Annotated in this window: 15 protein-coding genes; 7 read left to right on the plus strand and 8 right to left on the minus strand. The window is 75.0% G+C overall.

Annotated features, from left to right (window positions below; all coding sequences use genetic code 11):
- Positions 1-34: 34 nt before the first annotated feature.
- On the plus strand, positions 35-463 hold the full coding sequence (locus tag J4557_RS00290) for a PH domain-containing protein (protein ID WP_208264255.1): 429 nt from the start codon (positions 35-37) through the stop codon (positions 461-463).
- Between the two features lie 70 nt (positions 464-533).
- On the opposite strand, the gene J4557_RS00295 is transcribed toward J4557_RS00290, so the two are convergent.
- The 5 genes from J4557_RS00295 to J4557_RS00315 form a co-directional block, all read right to left on the minus strand.
- Positions 534-1,445 (minus strand): ribokinase, encoded by a 912-nt coding sequence (locus tag J4557_RS00295; RefSeq protein WP_208264256.1) that lies wholly within the window; start codon positions 1,443-1,445, stop codon positions 534-536.
- A gap of 12 nt (positions 1,446-1,457) precedes the next feature.
- Positions 1,458-3,413 carry an ABC transporter permease/substrate-binding protein gene (locus tag J4557_RS00300; protein WP_208264257.1) on the minus strand — a complete coding sequence of 652 codons (1,956 nt, stop codon included), beginning with the start codon at positions 3,411-3,413 and terminating at the stop codon, positions 1,458-1,460.
- A complete protein-coding gene (locus J4557_RS00305) occupies positions 3,403-4,953 on the minus strand; it encodes a sugar ABC transporter ATP-binding protein (protein ID WP_372442423.1) in 1,551 nt (516 codons plus the stop codon). The genes J4557_RS00300 and J4557_RS00305 overlap by 11 nt, the downstream gene beginning before the upstream one ends.
- Positions 4,950-5,981, minus strand: a complete 1,032-nt coding sequence (locus J4557_RS00310; RefSeq protein ID WP_208264258.1) for a LacI family DNA-binding transcriptional regulator — start codon at positions 5,979-5,981, stop codon at positions 4,950-4,952. The genes J4557_RS00305 and J4557_RS00310 overlap by 4 nt, the downstream gene beginning before the upstream one ends.
- 141 nt (positions 5,982-6,122) lie before the next feature.
- Positions 6,123-6,335 carry a hypothetical protein gene (locus tag J4557_RS00315; RefSeq protein ID WP_208264259.1) on the minus strand — a complete coding sequence of 71 codons (213 nt, stop codon included), beginning with the start codon at positions 6,333-6,335 and terminating at the stop codon, positions 6,123-6,125.
- Positions 6,336-6,419: 84 nt separating this feature from the next.
- Between J4557_RS00315 and J4557_RS00320 the strand changes: the two genes are divergently transcribed.
- Both J4557_RS00320 and J4557_RS00325 read left to right on the plus strand, forming a co-directional pair.
- Complete coding sequence (locus J4557_RS00320) at positions 6,420-7,481, plus strand: DUF2293 domain-containing protein (RefSeq protein ID WP_307799228.1); 1,062 nt, start codon at positions 6,420-6,422, stop codon at positions 7,479-7,481.
- 53 nt (positions 7,482-7,534) lie between these two features.
- A complete protein-coding gene (locus J4557_RS00325) occupies positions 7,535-8,326 on the plus strand; it encodes an SAM-dependent methyltransferase (protein ID WP_208264261.1) in 792 nt (263 codons plus the stop codon).
- 54 nt (positions 8,327-8,380) lie between these two features.
- Here J4557_RS00325 and J4557_RS00330 read toward each other — a convergent pair whose 3' ends face one another.
- Positions 8,381-9,211, minus strand: coding sequence for an aldo/keto reductase (locus J4557_RS00330; protein WP_208264262.1), 831 nt, complete (start codon positions 9,209-9,211; stop codon positions 8,381-8,383).
- A 167-nt stretch (positions 9,212-9,378) separates the two neighbouring features.
- Here J4557_RS00330 and J4557_RS00335 point away from each other — a divergent pair, with 167 nt between their 5' ends.
- Positions 9,379-9,981, plus strand: coding sequence for a histidine phosphatase family protein (locus J4557_RS00335; protein ID WP_208264263.1), 603 nt, complete (start codon positions 9,379-9,381; stop codon positions 9,979-9,981).
- Positions 9,982-10,007: 26 nt separating this feature from the next.
- Here J4557_RS00335 and J4557_RS00340 read toward each other — a convergent pair whose 3' ends face one another.
- Complete coding sequence (locus tag J4557_RS00340) at positions 10,008-10,763, minus strand: FadR/GntR family transcriptional regulator (RefSeq protein WP_208264264.1); 756 nt, start codon at positions 10,761-10,763, stop codon at positions 10,008-10,010.
- Between the two features lie 176 nt (positions 10,764-10,939).
- On the opposite strand from J4557_RS00340, the gene J4557_RS00345 reads away from it, so the two are divergent.
- The 3 genes from J4557_RS00345 (at position 10,940) to J4557_RS00355 (ending at position 14,309) form a co-directional block, all read left to right on the plus strand.
- Positions 10,940-11,848, plus strand: a complete 909-nt coding sequence (locus J4557_RS00345) for a proline iminopeptidase-family hydrolase (RefSeq protein ID WP_208264265.1) — start codon at positions 10,940-10,942, stop codon at positions 11,846-11,848.
- Between the two features lie 86 nt (positions 11,849-11,934).
- Positions 11,935-13,401 (plus strand): APC family permease, encoded by a 1,467-nt coding sequence (locus tag J4557_RS00350; protein WP_208264266.1) that lies wholly within the window; start codon positions 11,935-11,937, stop codon positions 13,399-13,401.
- Positions 13,401-14,309 (plus strand): acetamidase/formamidase family protein, encoded by a 909-nt coding sequence (locus J4557_RS00355; RefSeq protein WP_208264267.1) that lies wholly within the window; start codon positions 13,401-13,403, stop codon positions 14,307-14,309. Before J4557_RS00350 ends, J4557_RS00355 begins: the two co-directional genes overlap by 1 nt.
- Positions 14,310-14,355: 46 nt before the next feature.
- Here the strand turns inward: J4557_RS00355 and J4557_RS00360 are convergent, their stop codons facing one another.
- A complete protein-coding gene (locus J4557_RS00360) occupies positions 14,356-15,321 on the minus strand; it encodes a zinc-binding dehydrogenase (protein ID WP_208264268.1) in 966 nt (321 codons plus the stop codon).
- Positions 15,322-15,344 lie beyond the last annotated feature (23 nt).

Genomic DNA, 15,344 nt, shown 5'->3' on the forward strand with positions numbered 1-15,344 from the left:
CCGGACGGAACACCCTTGCCACTACGGTGGGCGCATGGACGGGCAGGAGTCGCGGCGCTGGCGGGTGCCGCCCAAGGTCGTCGCGGCCAAGTGCGCGGCGGCCGTGGCGGTCGCGGCGGTCGCCGCGTTCGGCGGCGGCGACTCGGAGCGGCTGCTGCTGGCGGGCGTCGCGGCGCTGGGCCTCGCGGGGGTCGCGCTGCGGGACCTGCTGGCGCCCGTCCGGGTGGCCGCCGACCGCGACGGCGTGACGGTCGTCACCGGTTACGCGGGGCATCGCCGCGTCCCGTGGGAGGCGGTGACCGCGATCCGGGTGGACGAGCGCCGCCGGCTGCTGCTGCACACCCGGATGCTGGAGATCGAGACCGCCGACGACCTGCACCTGTTCAGCGCCTTCGACCTGGGCGCGGACGTGCACGACGTCGCCGACGACCTCTACCGCCTCCGCGCCCGCACCACCCGCTGACCCGCACCCGCGTGACCGCGCGCCGCCCCCGTGAGGTGCCTCATGAGGGCGGCGCGCCGCAGGTCGACGGTCAGGCGGGGAGCTCGTCGGGGGTCGGGTAGGAGGTCTGGGCGCCGGGCCTGCGGACGGCGGCGGCGCCGACGCGGGTGGCGTAGCGGGCGGCGTCGCGCAGGGAGTCGCCGCGGGCGAGCCGCAGGCAGAGCGCGGCGGTGAACGCGTCGCCCGCGCCCGTGGTGTCGACGGCCTCCACCTTCGGCGACGGGATCCGCGCCGTCCCCTCGGCGTCGGCGACGACGACGCCGTCGGCGCCGAGGGTGATGACGGCCGAGCGGGGACCCGAGCCCAGCAGCGCCGCCGCCATCCGCTCCGGGTCCGCCCCGTCCGCCGCGCCGGGGCCGCCGAGCAGCCAGGCGGCCTCGTGCTCGTTCACCACGAGGGGGTCGCAGACCGCGAGGACCTCGGCGGGGACGGGCGCGGTGGGCGACAGGTTCAGCACGGCGCGGGCGCCCGCCGAGGCCGCCGCCCGGGCGGCGGCCTCGATCGCGGGCATCGGCACCTCGAGCTGGAACGTCACCACGGACGCGGCGGCGATCATGTCGCGGGCGGCGGCGACGTCGTCCGGGGTGAGCCGGGCGTTGGCGCCGGGCGAGACGATGATGCTGTTGTCGCCGTCCGGCCCGACCGTGATCAGCGCGACGCCGCTCGGGCCCGGCGTGACGGCCAGGTGCGCCAGGTCCACGCCGGCCTCGGCGAGCGCGCCGCGCAGCAGCGCGCCGTGCCCGTCGTCGCCGACGCGGCCGACGATCCCGACCCGGCCGCCGAGCCGGGCGGCGGCGACCGCCTGGTTCGCGCCCTTGCCGCCCGGGTGGGTGGCGAGGTCGGAGCCGAGGACGGTCTCCCCCGGCGCGGGCCGCCGGTCGACGCCGACCACGAGGTCCGCGTTGACCGAGCCGACCACGACGACGTCGTACTGTTCCGGCACGGCACTCCCCTTCTACTGCGTGGCGAACTGGGCGGCGTTCTCCGGCGTGGCGATCTTCACCGGCACCGGGGCGTTGGCGACCAGCTCGCCGCCCCTGGCGGCCTTGAGCGCGCTGTCCACGGCCATCTTGCCGAGCAGCCGGGGCTGCTGCGCGACGGTCGCGTTCAGGGTGCCGGCCTGGACGGCCTTGATGCCGTCCGGGGTGCCGTCGAACGCGACGACCTTGACCTGCTTTCCGGCCTTGCCGCCGAGCGCCTTGATCGCGCCGAGCGCCATCTCGTCGTTCTCGGCGAACACCCCGTTCACGTCGGGGTGCGACTGGAGCAGGTTCGTCATGACGTCGAGGCCCTTGGTCCGGTCGAAGTCGGCGGGCTGCTTGGCGACGACCTGGATGCCCGGGTACTGCTTGAGGCCCTCACTGAAGCCCTGCCCGCGCTCGCGGGAGGCGGAGGTGCCGGGCTGCCCCTGGATCACCACGATCTTGCCCTTGCCGCCGAGCAGCCGCGCCATCTCCGCGGCGGCGTCCTTGCCGCCCGCGACGTTGTCGGACGCGACGAGCTGCTCGACCTTCGCGCCGTTGACGGTGCGGTCGGCGGCGACGACGGGGATGCCCGCCCGGTTCGCGGCCTTCACCGCGGGCGCCGCGGCGTCGGAGTCGACCGGGTTGACGATGATCGCCTTCATCCCCTGGCTGGTGTAGTTCTGCACCTGGTTGACCTGCTGCGACGCGTCGTTCTGCGCGTCGCCGACGGTCAGCTTCACGCCGACCTTCCTCGCCTCGTCCTGCGCACCCTGGCGGAACTGGACGAAGAACGGGTTGTTCAGCGTGGACACCGACAGCCCGATCCTCACCGAGCCGCCGCCGGCCGCGCCGCCGGACTTGGAGTCGTTGCCGCCGGTGGTGGCGACGACCGCGGCGAGCGCGACGATGACCGCGACGACCGCGGCGCCGCCCGCCCAGAACGTCGCGGGCCGGACCCGCAGGCCGCGCCGCCGGACGGTGTCCAGCAGGACCGCCGCCGCGATCACGACGCCGATGACGACCTGCTGCCAGAACGCCGACACCGACAGCAGGTTCAGGCCGTTGCGCAGCACCGCGAGGATCAGCGCGCCGACCAGGGTGCCGAACGCCCGGCCCTTGCCGCCGGACAGGCTGGCGCCGCCGATCACGACGGCGGCGATCGCGTCCAGCTCGTAGCCGTTGGCGGCCTGCGGCTGCGCCGAGGCGAGCCGGGACGCCAGCACGATCCCGGCGACGGCCGCGAACGCGCCGGCCAGCGCGTAGGTGACGAGCTTCTGCCGGTCCACCCGGATGCCCGACAGCCGCGCGGCCTCCTCGTTGCCGCCGATCGCGTACATCGCGCGGCCGCTGTAGGTGCGGGCGAGGATCAGCGCGGTCAGCAGCCCCATCACGATCATCACGATGACCGGGACGGGCAGGTACGAGCCGATCGTGTCGCCGAGGTGGGTGACCGCGCCGGGGAACGCGATCGGGCTGCCGCCCGAGATCACCAGCGCGAGACCGCGCGCGACGCCGAGCATCGCGAGCGTCGCGATGAACGGCGGCAGCTTCCCGTAGGTGATCAGCGCCCCGTTGACCAGGCCGGCGACGAGGCCGACGAGGACCGCGGCGACCAGCGCCAGCGGCCATGCCAGGCCGTGCTGCGTCGCCGTCCAGGCCAGCACCACCGCCGACAGCGCGGCGACCGCGCCGACCGACAGGTCGATCCCGGCGGTGACGATGACGAACGTCGAACCGAACGCCAGGATCGCGACGACCGCCGCCTGGACCCCGACGTTCAGCAGGTTGGTGACGGTCAGGAAGTCACCGGACGCGATGGCCAGCGCGACCACCAGGATGATCAGGCCGGCCAGCGCGCCGTTCTCGCCCAGCAGCCGGCCGGCGGCCAGGGCCGCACCGCCGGACCGCGGCCCCTGCGGCCGCTTGCGCAACGTCTCAGTGGACATCGTTCTCCTCCGCGTTCTCCCCGGCGCCGCCCGGCCCGGCGACGGCCAGCGCCATCACCGCGTCCTGCGTCGCCTCGGCCGCCGGCAGTTCGCCGGCCAGCCGGCCCCGCGCCATCACCAGGACGCGGTCGCTCATCCCCAGCACCTCGGGCAGGTCGCTGGAGATCATGAGCACCGCGTGCCCGGAGGCGGTGAGGGCGTTGATCAGCTCGTAGATCTCGACCTTCGCGCCGACGTCGATGCCGCGCGTCGGCTCGTCCAGCACGAGCACCTTCGCGTCGGCGAGCAGCCACTTGCCGATCACGACCTTCTGCTGGTTGCCGCCCGACAGGGTCCGGACCTCCTGCCGCAGCCCGCTCATCCGGACGTTCAGCCTCGCGGCGATCCGGCCGGCGTCCCGGTGCTGCCCCGCCCGGTCGACCAGGCCGCCGCGGCCGGCGCGGCCGAGCGTCACCAGGCCGAGGTTCTCCTGGACGTCGGCGCCGAGCACCAGCCCCTGGCCCTTGCGGTCCTCGGGGACGAGCCCGACCCCGGCCTCCAACGCCGCGGGGACGTCGCCGGGCGGCAGCGACCTGCCGCCCACGATGACCTCGCCGCGGTCGGGACGGTCAGCCCCGAAGATCGCGCGGGCGACCTCGGTGCGGCCGGCGCCGACCAGCCCGGCGAGCCCGACGACCTCCCCCGCGCGGACCTCGAACGACACGTCCTCGAACACGCCGTCCCGCGTCAGGCCCTTGACCTGGAGCAGCGGCGGGCCGGCCTCGGTGCGCTCGCGCGGGTACTGCTGGTCGATCGAGCGGCCCACCATCAGCCGGACGAGCTCGTCGCGGGGCGTGTCCGCCGGCACCTCCGCGACGGACCTGCCGTCGCGCAGCACCGTCACGCGGTCGCCGATCCGCGGGATCTCCTCCAGGTGGTGGGTGATGAAGATGACCGCGACACCCTCCTCGCGAAGCCGCGCGACGATGCCGAACAGCCGGTCGACCTCACCGGTGGTGAGCACCGCGGTCGGCTCGTCCATGATCAGCACGCGGGCGTCCAGGCTCAGCGCCTTGGCGATCTCCACCATCTGGCTGCGCGCGATGCCGAGGCCCGCCATCCGGTCGTCCGGATCGGCCTCGACGCCGACCTTCGCGAGCAGGTCCCGCGCGGCGGCGTTCATCGCCCGGCGGTCGAGGAGCCCGAACCGGCGCGGCTGGCGGCCGAGGAACAGGTTCTCGGCGACCGTCATCTCCGGGACGAGGTTGAACTCCTGGTAGATGGTCGCGATGCCGAGCCGCTCGGCGTCCTGCGCCGTGCGGATCGCGACCTCGCGGCCGTCCACCTCGATCGTCCCGGCGTCGGGCCGGTGCGCGCCGGACAGCGTCTTGATCAGCGTGCTCTTGCCGGCGCCGTTCTCGCCGAGGAGCACGTGCACCTCGCCGGGCCGCAGGCCGAAGTCGACGCCGTCGAGCGCGAGCACGCCCGGGAACGCCTTGCGCAGCCCGCGCACCCGGAGGATCTCCCCGGGGCCCGGCAGATCGTCGGCAGGCAGGCTCATGGGCGGCCACTCCCTTCGCTTCCGTTTCGTTCGTCGCCGGGTTCGCCGCAGGAGCGCCGCACGACCAGCCGCGCGTCGAGCACGACCGGCTCCACCGGGCGGCCCTCGATCCGCTCCAGCAGCGCCCCCACCGCGCGCCGGCCGAGCTCCTGGACGGGCTGGCCGATCGCGGTGACCGGCGGGTCCACATGGGTGAACCACGGGACGTCGTCGTAGGAGGCGATCCCCACGTCCCCGGGGATCGCCAGCCGGCGCGCGCGGATCTCGTCGAGCGCGCCGAGCGCCATCAGGTTGTCGCCCGCGAAGATCACCTCGGGCGGTTCGGGCAGGTCCAGCAGCCGGGCGGCGGCGGCCCGCCCGCTGGCCGCCTGGAAGTCGCCGGCCTCCAGGTACTCGGGCCGGACGGGGAGCCCGGCGGCGCGCAGCGCCGCCCGGAACGCCGCGGTCCGCTCGCGGCCGGTGGACAGCAGCGCGGGGCCCGACACGAACGCGATGCGCCGGTGCCCGAGCCGCGCGAGGTGCGCCACCAGCGCGCCGATCGCGGCGGTGCCGTCGGCGCGGACCGTCGGGACGTCCAGCCCCGGCAGGGTCCGGTCGAGGAACACCAGCGGCCCGCCGTCCCGGACGACGTCGCGGACCAGCGGCGTGATCTCCGCCGTGGGGCACAGCAGCAGGCCGTCGACCCGCTGCTCCAGGAGGGTCCGGACGTAGTGGTCCTGGCGTTCGGGGCGCTCGTCGGCGTTGCCGATGACGACCGAGTAGCCGGCCGCCCGCGCCCGGTCCTCGATCGCGCGGGCCAGCTCGGTGAAGAACGGGTTGAGGATGTCGCCGATCACCAGCCCGATCGTGCGGGTGGTGTCGGTGCGCAGCGAGCGCGCGACGGCGTTCGGCCGGTAGCCGAGCTCGTCCACGGCCGCGAGGACGCGGGCGCGCGTCGCCTCGGTGACCGACGCGCTGTCGTTGAGGACGCGCGAGACGGTCGCGACGGAGACGCCGGCGAGCCGCGCGACGTCCTTGACCCCGGCCAAGGCGCACCTCCCATGGAAACGATCGTGTAAACGATTACATCGTGGTGTTGTAAACGATTACACGACCGACCGCATTCCCGCAAGCGGCAGATGCCTGAAATCTCCCGAGAACCGCCCCGGCCGACGCCCCGGACCGGGGTCCTAGTCGGCGCGCAGTTCGGCCAGGTCCAGCACGCCCGCCAGCTCCTCCACGGTGGCGTAGTAGCCGACGATCCGGCCGTTCCTCGTCACGAGGTACGCGTCGGCGCCGCGCACGCCCGCGAGCGCGGCCCACACCCCGTGCGCCCCGGACAACCGCACCGCCGTCACCCGCAGACCGCCCGGACCGGTCCAGCTCGCCCGATCATCCCCCATGTACGGAACGCTACGCCGCATGACTTTCCGTCATCGATGCAGGTCGGCGGGTATCGTCCGAGAGGTCCTATAGCGTGGGGCGCCGTGAGCGAGGTGCAGGGGTCCCGGCTGGCGCGCCGGGTGTCGGACGCCGCCGGAGAGCTGCTGAAGCGGTCCCGGGCCGTGGCGCCCGTGGACGTGTTCGTCCGGCTCGGCTGGCTGCGGACCGCGACCGTCGACGAGTGGCGGCAGGGACGGCACGACCACCTGCACGCCGCGATGACCGTCCGGCCCGACAGGATCGCCGCCGCGCTGCGCGCCCTGCGCGCCTGGGCCGAAGCGAACGGCCTGGAGCCCGCCGAGACCCCCTACAGCGCCGCCACCCGCGACCACCGAGAGCTGCGCTTCACCGCCGCCGGGCACGACGCCGCCGAGCGCGACCACCGCACGCACTGGCTGTCCCCCGACCTCACGCCCGCGCAGCGCGAGCGCCTCGCCGCCCGGCAGGCCAAGGCGCCCGACATCACCGTCCTGATGCCGCCGGGCGACTGGACGTGCCCGGGATGCCGCGCTCCCGGCGGCCTCCAGGTCGCCGAGGACGGCGCGCCGCTCTGCCTCGACTGCGCCGACCTCGGGCACCTGGTGTTCCTGGCGTCCGGGAACGCCGCGCTGAGCCGCCGCGCGAAGAAGGAGAGCGGGCTGTCGGCCGTCGTCGTCGAGCACAACCGGCGCCGCAAGCGCTACGAGCGGCGCGGCGTGCTGGTCGAGGAGGCGGCGCTGGAGCGCGCCGAGGAGCAGTGCCTCGCCGACGAGGACGCGCGGGCCCGCCGCCGCGAGCGCGACCGGGAGCGCCGCGCCGGGCAGGACGCCGACTTCCAGGCCCGGATGGCCGCCGAGATCGTCCGGCTGTTCCCCGGCTGCCCCGCGGGCCGCGCCGAGGAGATCGCCCGGCACGCCGGGCTGCGCGGCAGCGGCCGGGTCGGCCGCACCGCGGCGGGCCGCGACCTGGACGCCGACGCCGTCACGCTCGCCGTCATCGCCTCGATCCGGCATCTCGACACCGGCTATGACGCCCTGCTGATGGCGGGGGTGCCGCGCCGCGAGGCCCGCGACCGCATCCGCGCCGACGTCGACGCGGCCCTCGCCGCCTGGCGCCGCCGCCCCTGACCGCCTCCGGCGTTCCGGTTGCCCGCCCCCGGCGGCCAGAGGATCATGTCCGCGTGACCGACGCCACCGCGGATCTCGACCCCGGCACCCCCAACGTCGCGCGGATGTACGACTACTGGCTCGGCGGCAAGGACAACTTCGCCGCCGACCGGGAGGCCGCCGCGCGGATCGTGGAGATCTCCGAGGGCCGGGTGGTGCGCGGCGTGCGGCTGAACCGGGCGTTCCTCCGCACCGCCGTGCGGGACGCCGCACGGGCCGGGATCGCGCAGTTCCTCGACCTCGGGTCCGGGCTCCCGACGCGGGAGAACGTGCACGAGGCCGTCCGGGAGGTCCGCCCGGAGGCGCGGACCGTCTACGTCGACAACGACCCGGTCGTGTGCGCGCACGGGCGGGCGCTGCTGGCGGACGCGGCGCGCGTCGGGTTCGTCCGGGGCGACCTGCGCCGGCCCGACGAGATCATGGCGCACCCGACGGTCCGCGAGATGATCGACTTCTCCGAGCCGGTGGCCGTGATGCTGGTGTCGGTGCTCCACTTCGTGGACGACGCCGAGGACCCCGCCGCGCTCGTCGCCCGCTACCGCGACGCGCTCGCGCCGGGCAGCCGGCTCGTCCTGTCCCACCTGGCCTCGGACGCGTTCCCGGAGGCCATGGCGGAGGCCGAACGGGTCTACGCGGACGCCAGCGCCCCCCTCGGCGCCCGGCCGCGCGCGCGGATCCGCGGCTTCTTCGACGGGTTCGAGCTGCTGCCGCCCGGCCTGACCGGACCGCGCGAGTGGCTGGACGGCGGGGTGCGGACCGACGGCGAGCGGTTCGCCGGGCTGGTGGGCGTCGGCGAGAAGCGCTGACGCCGGTCCGCCGCGCCGCGCGGCGGGACCGTCAGGCCGTCTCGGACGGGGCCGTCAGGCCATCTCGAACGTGGCCGGGTCGGGGCCGACCCGGGCGCCCCTGTCCAGCTCGCCGATCGCCTTCATCTCGTCCGAGCCGAGGTCGAAGCCGAACACGTCGATGTTCTCGGCGATCCGCCGCGGCGTCACCGACTTCGGGATCACCACGTTGCCGATCTGCAGGTGCCAGCGCAGCACCACCTGCGCAGGGGTCCGGCCGTGCGCCTCCGCGATGCGGGCGAGCACCGGGTCGTCCAGCAGCCCCTGGCCCTGGCCGAGCGGCGCCCACGCCTCGGTGTGGATGCCGTGCTCCCGGTGGAACGCGCGCAGCTCGTCCTGCTGGAAGTAGGGGTGCAGCTCGATCTGGTTGACCGCGGGCACCGTGCCGGACTCGTCCATCACGCGGCGCAGCGTGTCGACGGTGAAGTTGGAGACGCCGATCGAGCGGATCCGGCCGTCCTCCTTCAGCTTCTCGAACGCCCGCCAGGTGTCCATGTAGGTGTCGTGGCCGGGCATCGGCCAGTGGATCAGGTACAGGTCGAGGTAGTCCAGGCCCAGGCGGCGCATGCTCGCGTCGAACGCGCGGAGCGTCTGGTCGTGGCCCTGGTCGCTGTTCCACAGCTTGGTGGTGATGAACAGCTCCTCGCGCGGCAGCCCGGAGGCACGGAGCGCGCGGCCCGTGCCCTCCTCGTTGCCGTAGGCGCTGGCGGTGTCGACGCTGCGGTAGCCGTCGCGCAGCGCGACCTCGACGGCGTGCTCGGCCTCCTCGTCGGTCACCTGGAACACCCCGAAGCCGAGCTGCGGCATCATGGCCCCGTCGTTCAGCCTGACGTCCGGTACGGTCATGGTCCTCCCCTTCGGATGGTGCCTGCCTGGAATCCGCCGGTTCCGGAATCCGCCGTGCCAGGAGAGCCGTGCCCACCAGATCGGCGGCCGAACCTGTGAGCCGGCTCCCACCGGCATACTGGGAAGGCGCGCACATCGGGGTGGAACGCTGCGACCGGGGGCACGGAATGACGACGCTCTATCTGGCACGGCACGGCGAGACCGTGTGGCACGAGGAGAACCGGTACGCGGGCGTCAGCGACGTCGCCCTCAGCGAGCGGGGCCGCCGGCAGGCCGCCGCCCTCGGGCGCTGGGCGCCCGGCCGGGAGATCGGGGCGGTGTGGGCGTCGCCGCTCGGCCGCGCCCGCGGCACCGCCGCGCCGGCCGCGAACGCGCTCGGGCTGCCGCTGAAGGTGGACACCGACCTGAGCGAGGTCGACTTCGGCACCGCCGAGGGGCGGGTGCTCGCGGAGATGCCCGCGGACGAGGTCGCCGCGTTCCGCGCCGACCCGGCGGGCTCGCCGTTCCCCGGCGCCGAGGACCCGGCCAAGGCGGCCGCGCGCGGCGCGGGCGTGCTGCGCCACATCGCGGACGCCGAGCCGGGCGCCCGCGTCCTGGTCGTCACGCACAGCACGCTGCTGCGGCTGACGCTGTGCGAGCTGCTCGGGCTCCCCCTGGCGTCCTACCGGCGGGTGTTCCCGCGCGTCCGCAACTGCGCGATCACCGAGCTCGACCTGTCCGGCGGGTCCGCCGCCCTGATCGCCTACAACCTGCCGACCGGCGACGAGTGACCCCGCGACCCGCCGCGTAGCGCGTTCTACTGCTCGTTCTGCTGCTCGTTCCGCTGCGCGCCGGGCGGCCGGACGCGCTCGGCCAGCCGGCGCAGCGCGTCCTCGGTGATCGCGAAGTGGTGGACGGCGATGCGCGCGGCCTCGTCGCCGTCGCCGCGCGCGACCGCCTCGGCGAGCGCGTGGTGGTGCGGCTTGGCCTCCTCGTAGATCGCCCACGTGTACGGCTCGGCGGACACCCCGAGGCTGACCTCCGACAGCAGCCGCTCGTGCAGCCCGACCAGCCGCGCGTTGTGGGTCGCGCGGGCGACCGCGGCGTGCAGCCGGACGTCGTGCTCGCGGGCCTCGCCGGGCGTCGCGGCGGCGTCGAACGCGGCGAGCGCGCCGGCGATGGCCGCGCGGTCGGCGTCGTCGGCGCGCTCGGCGGCGGTGCGGGCGATCAGGCTCTCGACGAGCCGCCGGTAGTCGAACAGCTCCTCGAACTCCGTCCAGCGCTCCAGCAGCGCGCTGCGCACCGCGCCCTCGCTGGCCTCGCCCCATTCGGCGCGGACGAAGGCGCCGCCGCCCCGCCCGCGCCGGACCTCCACCAGGCCCGACCCGGCGAGCCGGCGCAGCGCCGCGCGCACGCTCTCCCGGCTGACCTGGAGCAGCGCGGCGAGGTCCCGCTCGCTGGGCAGCCGGTCGCCGAGGCTGAACTCGCCGAGCGCGATCGCCGTCGCCAGCCGGTGCGCGACCTGCTCGCCGGTGGTCGCGGGACGCAGCGGTCCGAGCGCCTCGTGCTCCATGCTCCCCGTCCCTCCGCTCCACCGCGCCGGCCCCGCCGGAAACCATAACTTCCTTCAAAGGTCTAGAAATCAGACCTTTTACCGCATAGTCTCGCATCCGGCCGCGTCGCACCCGCGCCCGCCGGCCGCCCGCCGTTCCGCCGGACCGAGGTTCTCCCAGCTCACAGGAGGTACGCGTGATCGCACCGGCCGCCGCCGAGGGCCACGTCCCCTTCCGCGGCCACCGCACCTGGTACCGCGTCACCGGCGCGCCGGGCCCGGCGAAGGCGCCGCTCGTGGTGCTGCACGGCGGCCCCGGCTGCACCCACGACTACGTGCTGTCCTTCGCCGACCTCGCCGCCGCGACCGGCCGGCAGGTGATCCACTACGACCAGCTCGGCAACGGCCGCTCCACCCACCTGCCGGACGCGGGCGCGGACTTCTGGACCGTCGAGCTGTTCCTGGACGAGCTGGACAACCTCCTCGCCCGCCTCGGCATCGCCGGCGGCTACCACCTGCTCGGCCAGTCGTGGGGCGGGATGCTCGGCGCCGAGCACGCGGTGCGGCGGCCCGCCGGCCTGCGCTCCCTGGTGATCGCGGACTCGCCCGCGTCGATGCCGCTGTGGCGGGAGGCCGCCGCGGAGTTGCGCGCCGCGCTGCCCGCCCGCGTCGAGGCGACGCTCCGCGAGCACGAGGCCGCCGGCACCACCGATTCCCCCGAGTACGCCGAGGCCATGCGGGTCTTCTACGACCGGCACGTCTGCCGCGTCCCCTGGCCGGACGAGGTCGCCCGCACGTTCGCCGCCATCGACGCGGACCCGACCGTCTACCACACGATGAACGGGCCCAGCGAGTTCCACGTCGTCGGCACCCTCCGGGACTGGACGATCGTGGACCGGCTCGACCGGATCACCGCCCCCACCCTGATCATCTCCGGACGGCACGACGAGGCGACGCCCGGCGCCGTCCGCCCCTACGCCGAGCGCATCCCCGGCGCCCGCTGGCAGGTCTTCGAGGACTCCAGCCACATGCCGCACGTCGAGGAGCGCGCGGCCTGCATGTCCGCCGTGGGCGCGTTCCTCGACGCGCACGACCCCGCCCGCTGAACGCCCCTGTCGAACGCCCCTGTCCGCTGAACGACCCTGTCCGCCGGACGCCCCCGTCCGCTGATCGACCCCCGGAAAGGCGCGCGATGACGACCGCCAGCCCAGACCCCGCGCCGTCCGGCGCCTCCCCCGGCGCCGCCGCGCGCCCCCCGCGCCCCGCGAACCCCGCCGCGGGCCCCGCCGCCGAGTCCGCGGAAGGGACGCTGAAGGCCTTCGGGTACGACCAGGAGCTCAAGCGCTCGCTCAGCCTGGCCGACCTGGTGATCTACGGCCTGGTGTTCATGGTGCCGATCGCGCCGTTCACCATCTTCGGCGTCGTGTTCAACGGCTCCAAGGGCATGGTCGCGCTCACCTACGTCATCGGGCTGGTCGCGATGCTGTTCACCGCGCTCAGCTACCGGGAGATGTCGCGGGCGTTCCCGATCGCCGGGTCCGTGTACGCCTACGCCGGGCGCGGGATCAACGACAAGGTCGGGTTCCTCGCCGGCTGGGCGATCCTGCTGGACTACCTCCTCGTCCCGACGCTGCTGTACGTGATGAGCGCGGCGGCGCTGAACTCGCTGCTGCCGGCCGTCCCGCAGTGGGCGTGGGTCATCGTGTTCGTCCTGGTCAACACGGTGATCAACTTCCTGGGCATCGAGTCGACCGCGCGGCTGAACCGGCTGTTCCTGGTCGCCGAGCTGGTGGTGCTCGCGCTGTTCGTCGGGTTCGGCCTCGCCGCCGTGGCGCAGGGGAGGAACGGCGCGCACTTCTCCTTCGACCCGCTGCTCAAGCCCGACCTGCTCACCCCCGGGCTGATCTTCGGGGCGCTGTCGATCGCGGTGCTGAGCTTCCTCGGCTTCGACGGCATCTCCACCCTGTCGGAGGAGGTCCGCGACTCCGGCCGCAGGATCGTCGGCCGCGCCACCGTCGTGGCGCTGTGCCTGGTCGCCGTCCTGTTCGTGGCGCAGACGTGGGTCGCGGCGCTGCTCGTCCCGGGCAAGACCGAGTTCGCCGGCGACGACGCCACCAACTCCGCGTTCTACGACATCGCGCAGATCGCCGGCGGGCACTGGCTGAAGGTGACCGTCGCGGTGGCCGCGGCCCTCGCCACCGGCATCGCCAACTCGCTGGTCGCGCAGGCCGCCACGTCCCGGCTGCTGTTCAGCATGGCGCGCGACCGCAAGCTGCCCGCGTTCCTCGCCCACATCCACCCCACGCGCAGGACCCCCGAGCGCGCGATCCTGTTCGTCGCGGTGATCTCGCTGGTCCTCGGGCTGTTCTTCACCGGCCAGATCGACGTGCTGTCCTCACTGGTCAACTTCGGCGCGCTGTTCTCCTTCCTGCTGCTGCACGTCGCCGTCTTCGTGCACTTCAGGCTGCGGAACCGGAGCACCCGGTGGGGCCTGCACATCGCCGCCCCCGCGATCGGCTTCCTGATCATCGGTTCGGTGCTCTGGAACGCCGACGCGCGCGCGAAGATCGGGGGCGTCTGCTGGCTCGTCCTGGGGGCGCTGGTGATGCTGTTCTACCGGCGCTCCGGCCGCGGCACCGACCTGAAGCTGGAGGACTGATGCACATCCGCCGCACCAGCGTGCACAACGCGTGGGACAACGCGATCGAGCCGATCGCGGCGATCGCCCCCGGCGCCGAGCTCACCGTCGAGACGGCGGACGCGAGCGGCGGGCAGCTCGGGCCCGCGTCCGGCGCGGCCGACGTCGCCGCGCTCGACTTCGGCCGGGTCAACCCCGTCACCGGCCCGTTCCTGGTCGAGGGCGCCGCGCCCGGCGACGCCCTGGTGATCGACGTCCTGGACATGTCCGTCGGCGACTGGGGCTGGACGGCCTGCATCCCCGGCTTCGGGCTGCTCGCCGACGACTTCCCGGACGCGCACCTGCGCGTCTCCGCGATCGGGGACGGGGGCGCCGAGCTGCTGCCGGGGCTGCGCGTCCCGGTCGTCCCGATGATCGGCACGATCGGCGTCGCGCCGCCCGAGCCCGGCGAGCACTCGATCGTCCCGCCGCGCCGGTGGGGCGGCAACATGGACGTCCGGCACATCGGCCCCGGAGCCCGGCTCGTCCTGCCGGTCGGCGTGGACGGCGCGCTGCTGTCGCTCGGCGACGCGCACGCCGCGATGGGCGACGGCGAGGTCTGCGGCACCGGCGTGGAGACCGACGCGACCGTCCGGCTCCGGGTGGACGTGCGCCGCGGCGCCGCCCCGCCCACCCCGGTGATCGAGACCGACCCGCGCACGCAGCGGACCGGCGCCGCCCTCGTCACCACCGGCATCGGCCCCGACCTCATGCAGGCGTCCCGGGACGCGGCGCGCGCCCTCGTCGCGGAGGTCGCGGCCCGCACCGGCATGGCCCCCGTCGACGCCTACCTGCTGGCGAGCGTCGCCGCCGACCTGAAGATCTCCGAGATCGTGGACGCGCCGAACTGGATCGTCTCCGCCCACCTGGAACTGTCCCTGCTGCCGTGACCCGGACGGCCGGGACGCGCGACCGTCCCGCGCGGCCCGGCCGTCCTCACACGGTGAGCAGCGTCTTGCCTGCGACCGACCGCGCCTCCATCGCCGCGTGGGCCTCGGCGGCGCGCTCTAGCGGCAGCCGCTGCCCGATCACCGGGCGGATCCGGCCCGCCGCGGCCGCCTCCATCGCCCGCAGGGCCCGCTCCTTCGCCCCGTCCCCGAACCCCATGAGCTGCTCGATCCCCAGCACGGTCACGCCGCGCTCCGCCGCCTCGTCCGGCGGGATGACCGTCGCCGCACCGCTGGACGCCCCGTGCACGGAGAACCGGCCGCCCCGGGCCGCCGCGCCGAACGCCTCCCGGCCGACCTCGCCGCCCACCCCGTCGAACACCACGTCGACCCCGCCGGTCGCGTCCAGCACCCGCTTCGCCCAGCCCGGCGCCGAGTAGTCCACGGCCTCCGCGCCCAGCTCCCGGACCAGCGCGAGCTTCGCCTCGCCCCGCGCGGCGCCGACGACCCGGGCCCCCGCCGACAGCGCCAGCTGCACCAGCAGGCTGCCCAGCCCGCCCGCAGCCGCCTCGACCAGCACCCGGTCGCCCACGCGGACCTTCGCGCCCTCGAACAGGCCCAGCGCCGTCCCGCCGTCGTTCAGCAGCGCCGCCGCCTCCGGCAGGCCGAGGCCGTCCGGCACCGGGACGAGATCGTCCACGTTCGCGACGGCCCGCGCCGCGTTGCCGCCCAGGCGGTCCGCGGTCGCGGTGGCGACCCGCCTGCCCTGCCACTCCGGCGCCACGCCGTCCCCGGCCGCGGCGACCAGCCCGGCCACCCCGCCGCCCGGCACGTACGGCGGCTCCGGCAGCGGAGGCCCGGGGGTGATCCCCCGCCGCAGCTGGGTCTCCACGAAGTTGATCTCAGCGACCGCCACCGCGACGACCACCTGCCCCGGACCGGCGGCCGGCTCCGGCGCCTCCCCCGCCACCAGGACGTCCGGGTCTCCGAACCGCGTCACGCGCACGACCTTCATCGGCACCGCTCCCTTTCGCTCCC

The sequence above is a fragment of the Actinomadura nitritigenes genome, from assembly GCF_017573545.1.
GTDB classification, from domain to species: Bacteria; Actinomycetota; Actinomycetes; order Streptosporangiales; family Streptosporangiaceae; genus Spirillospora; species Spirillospora nitritigenes.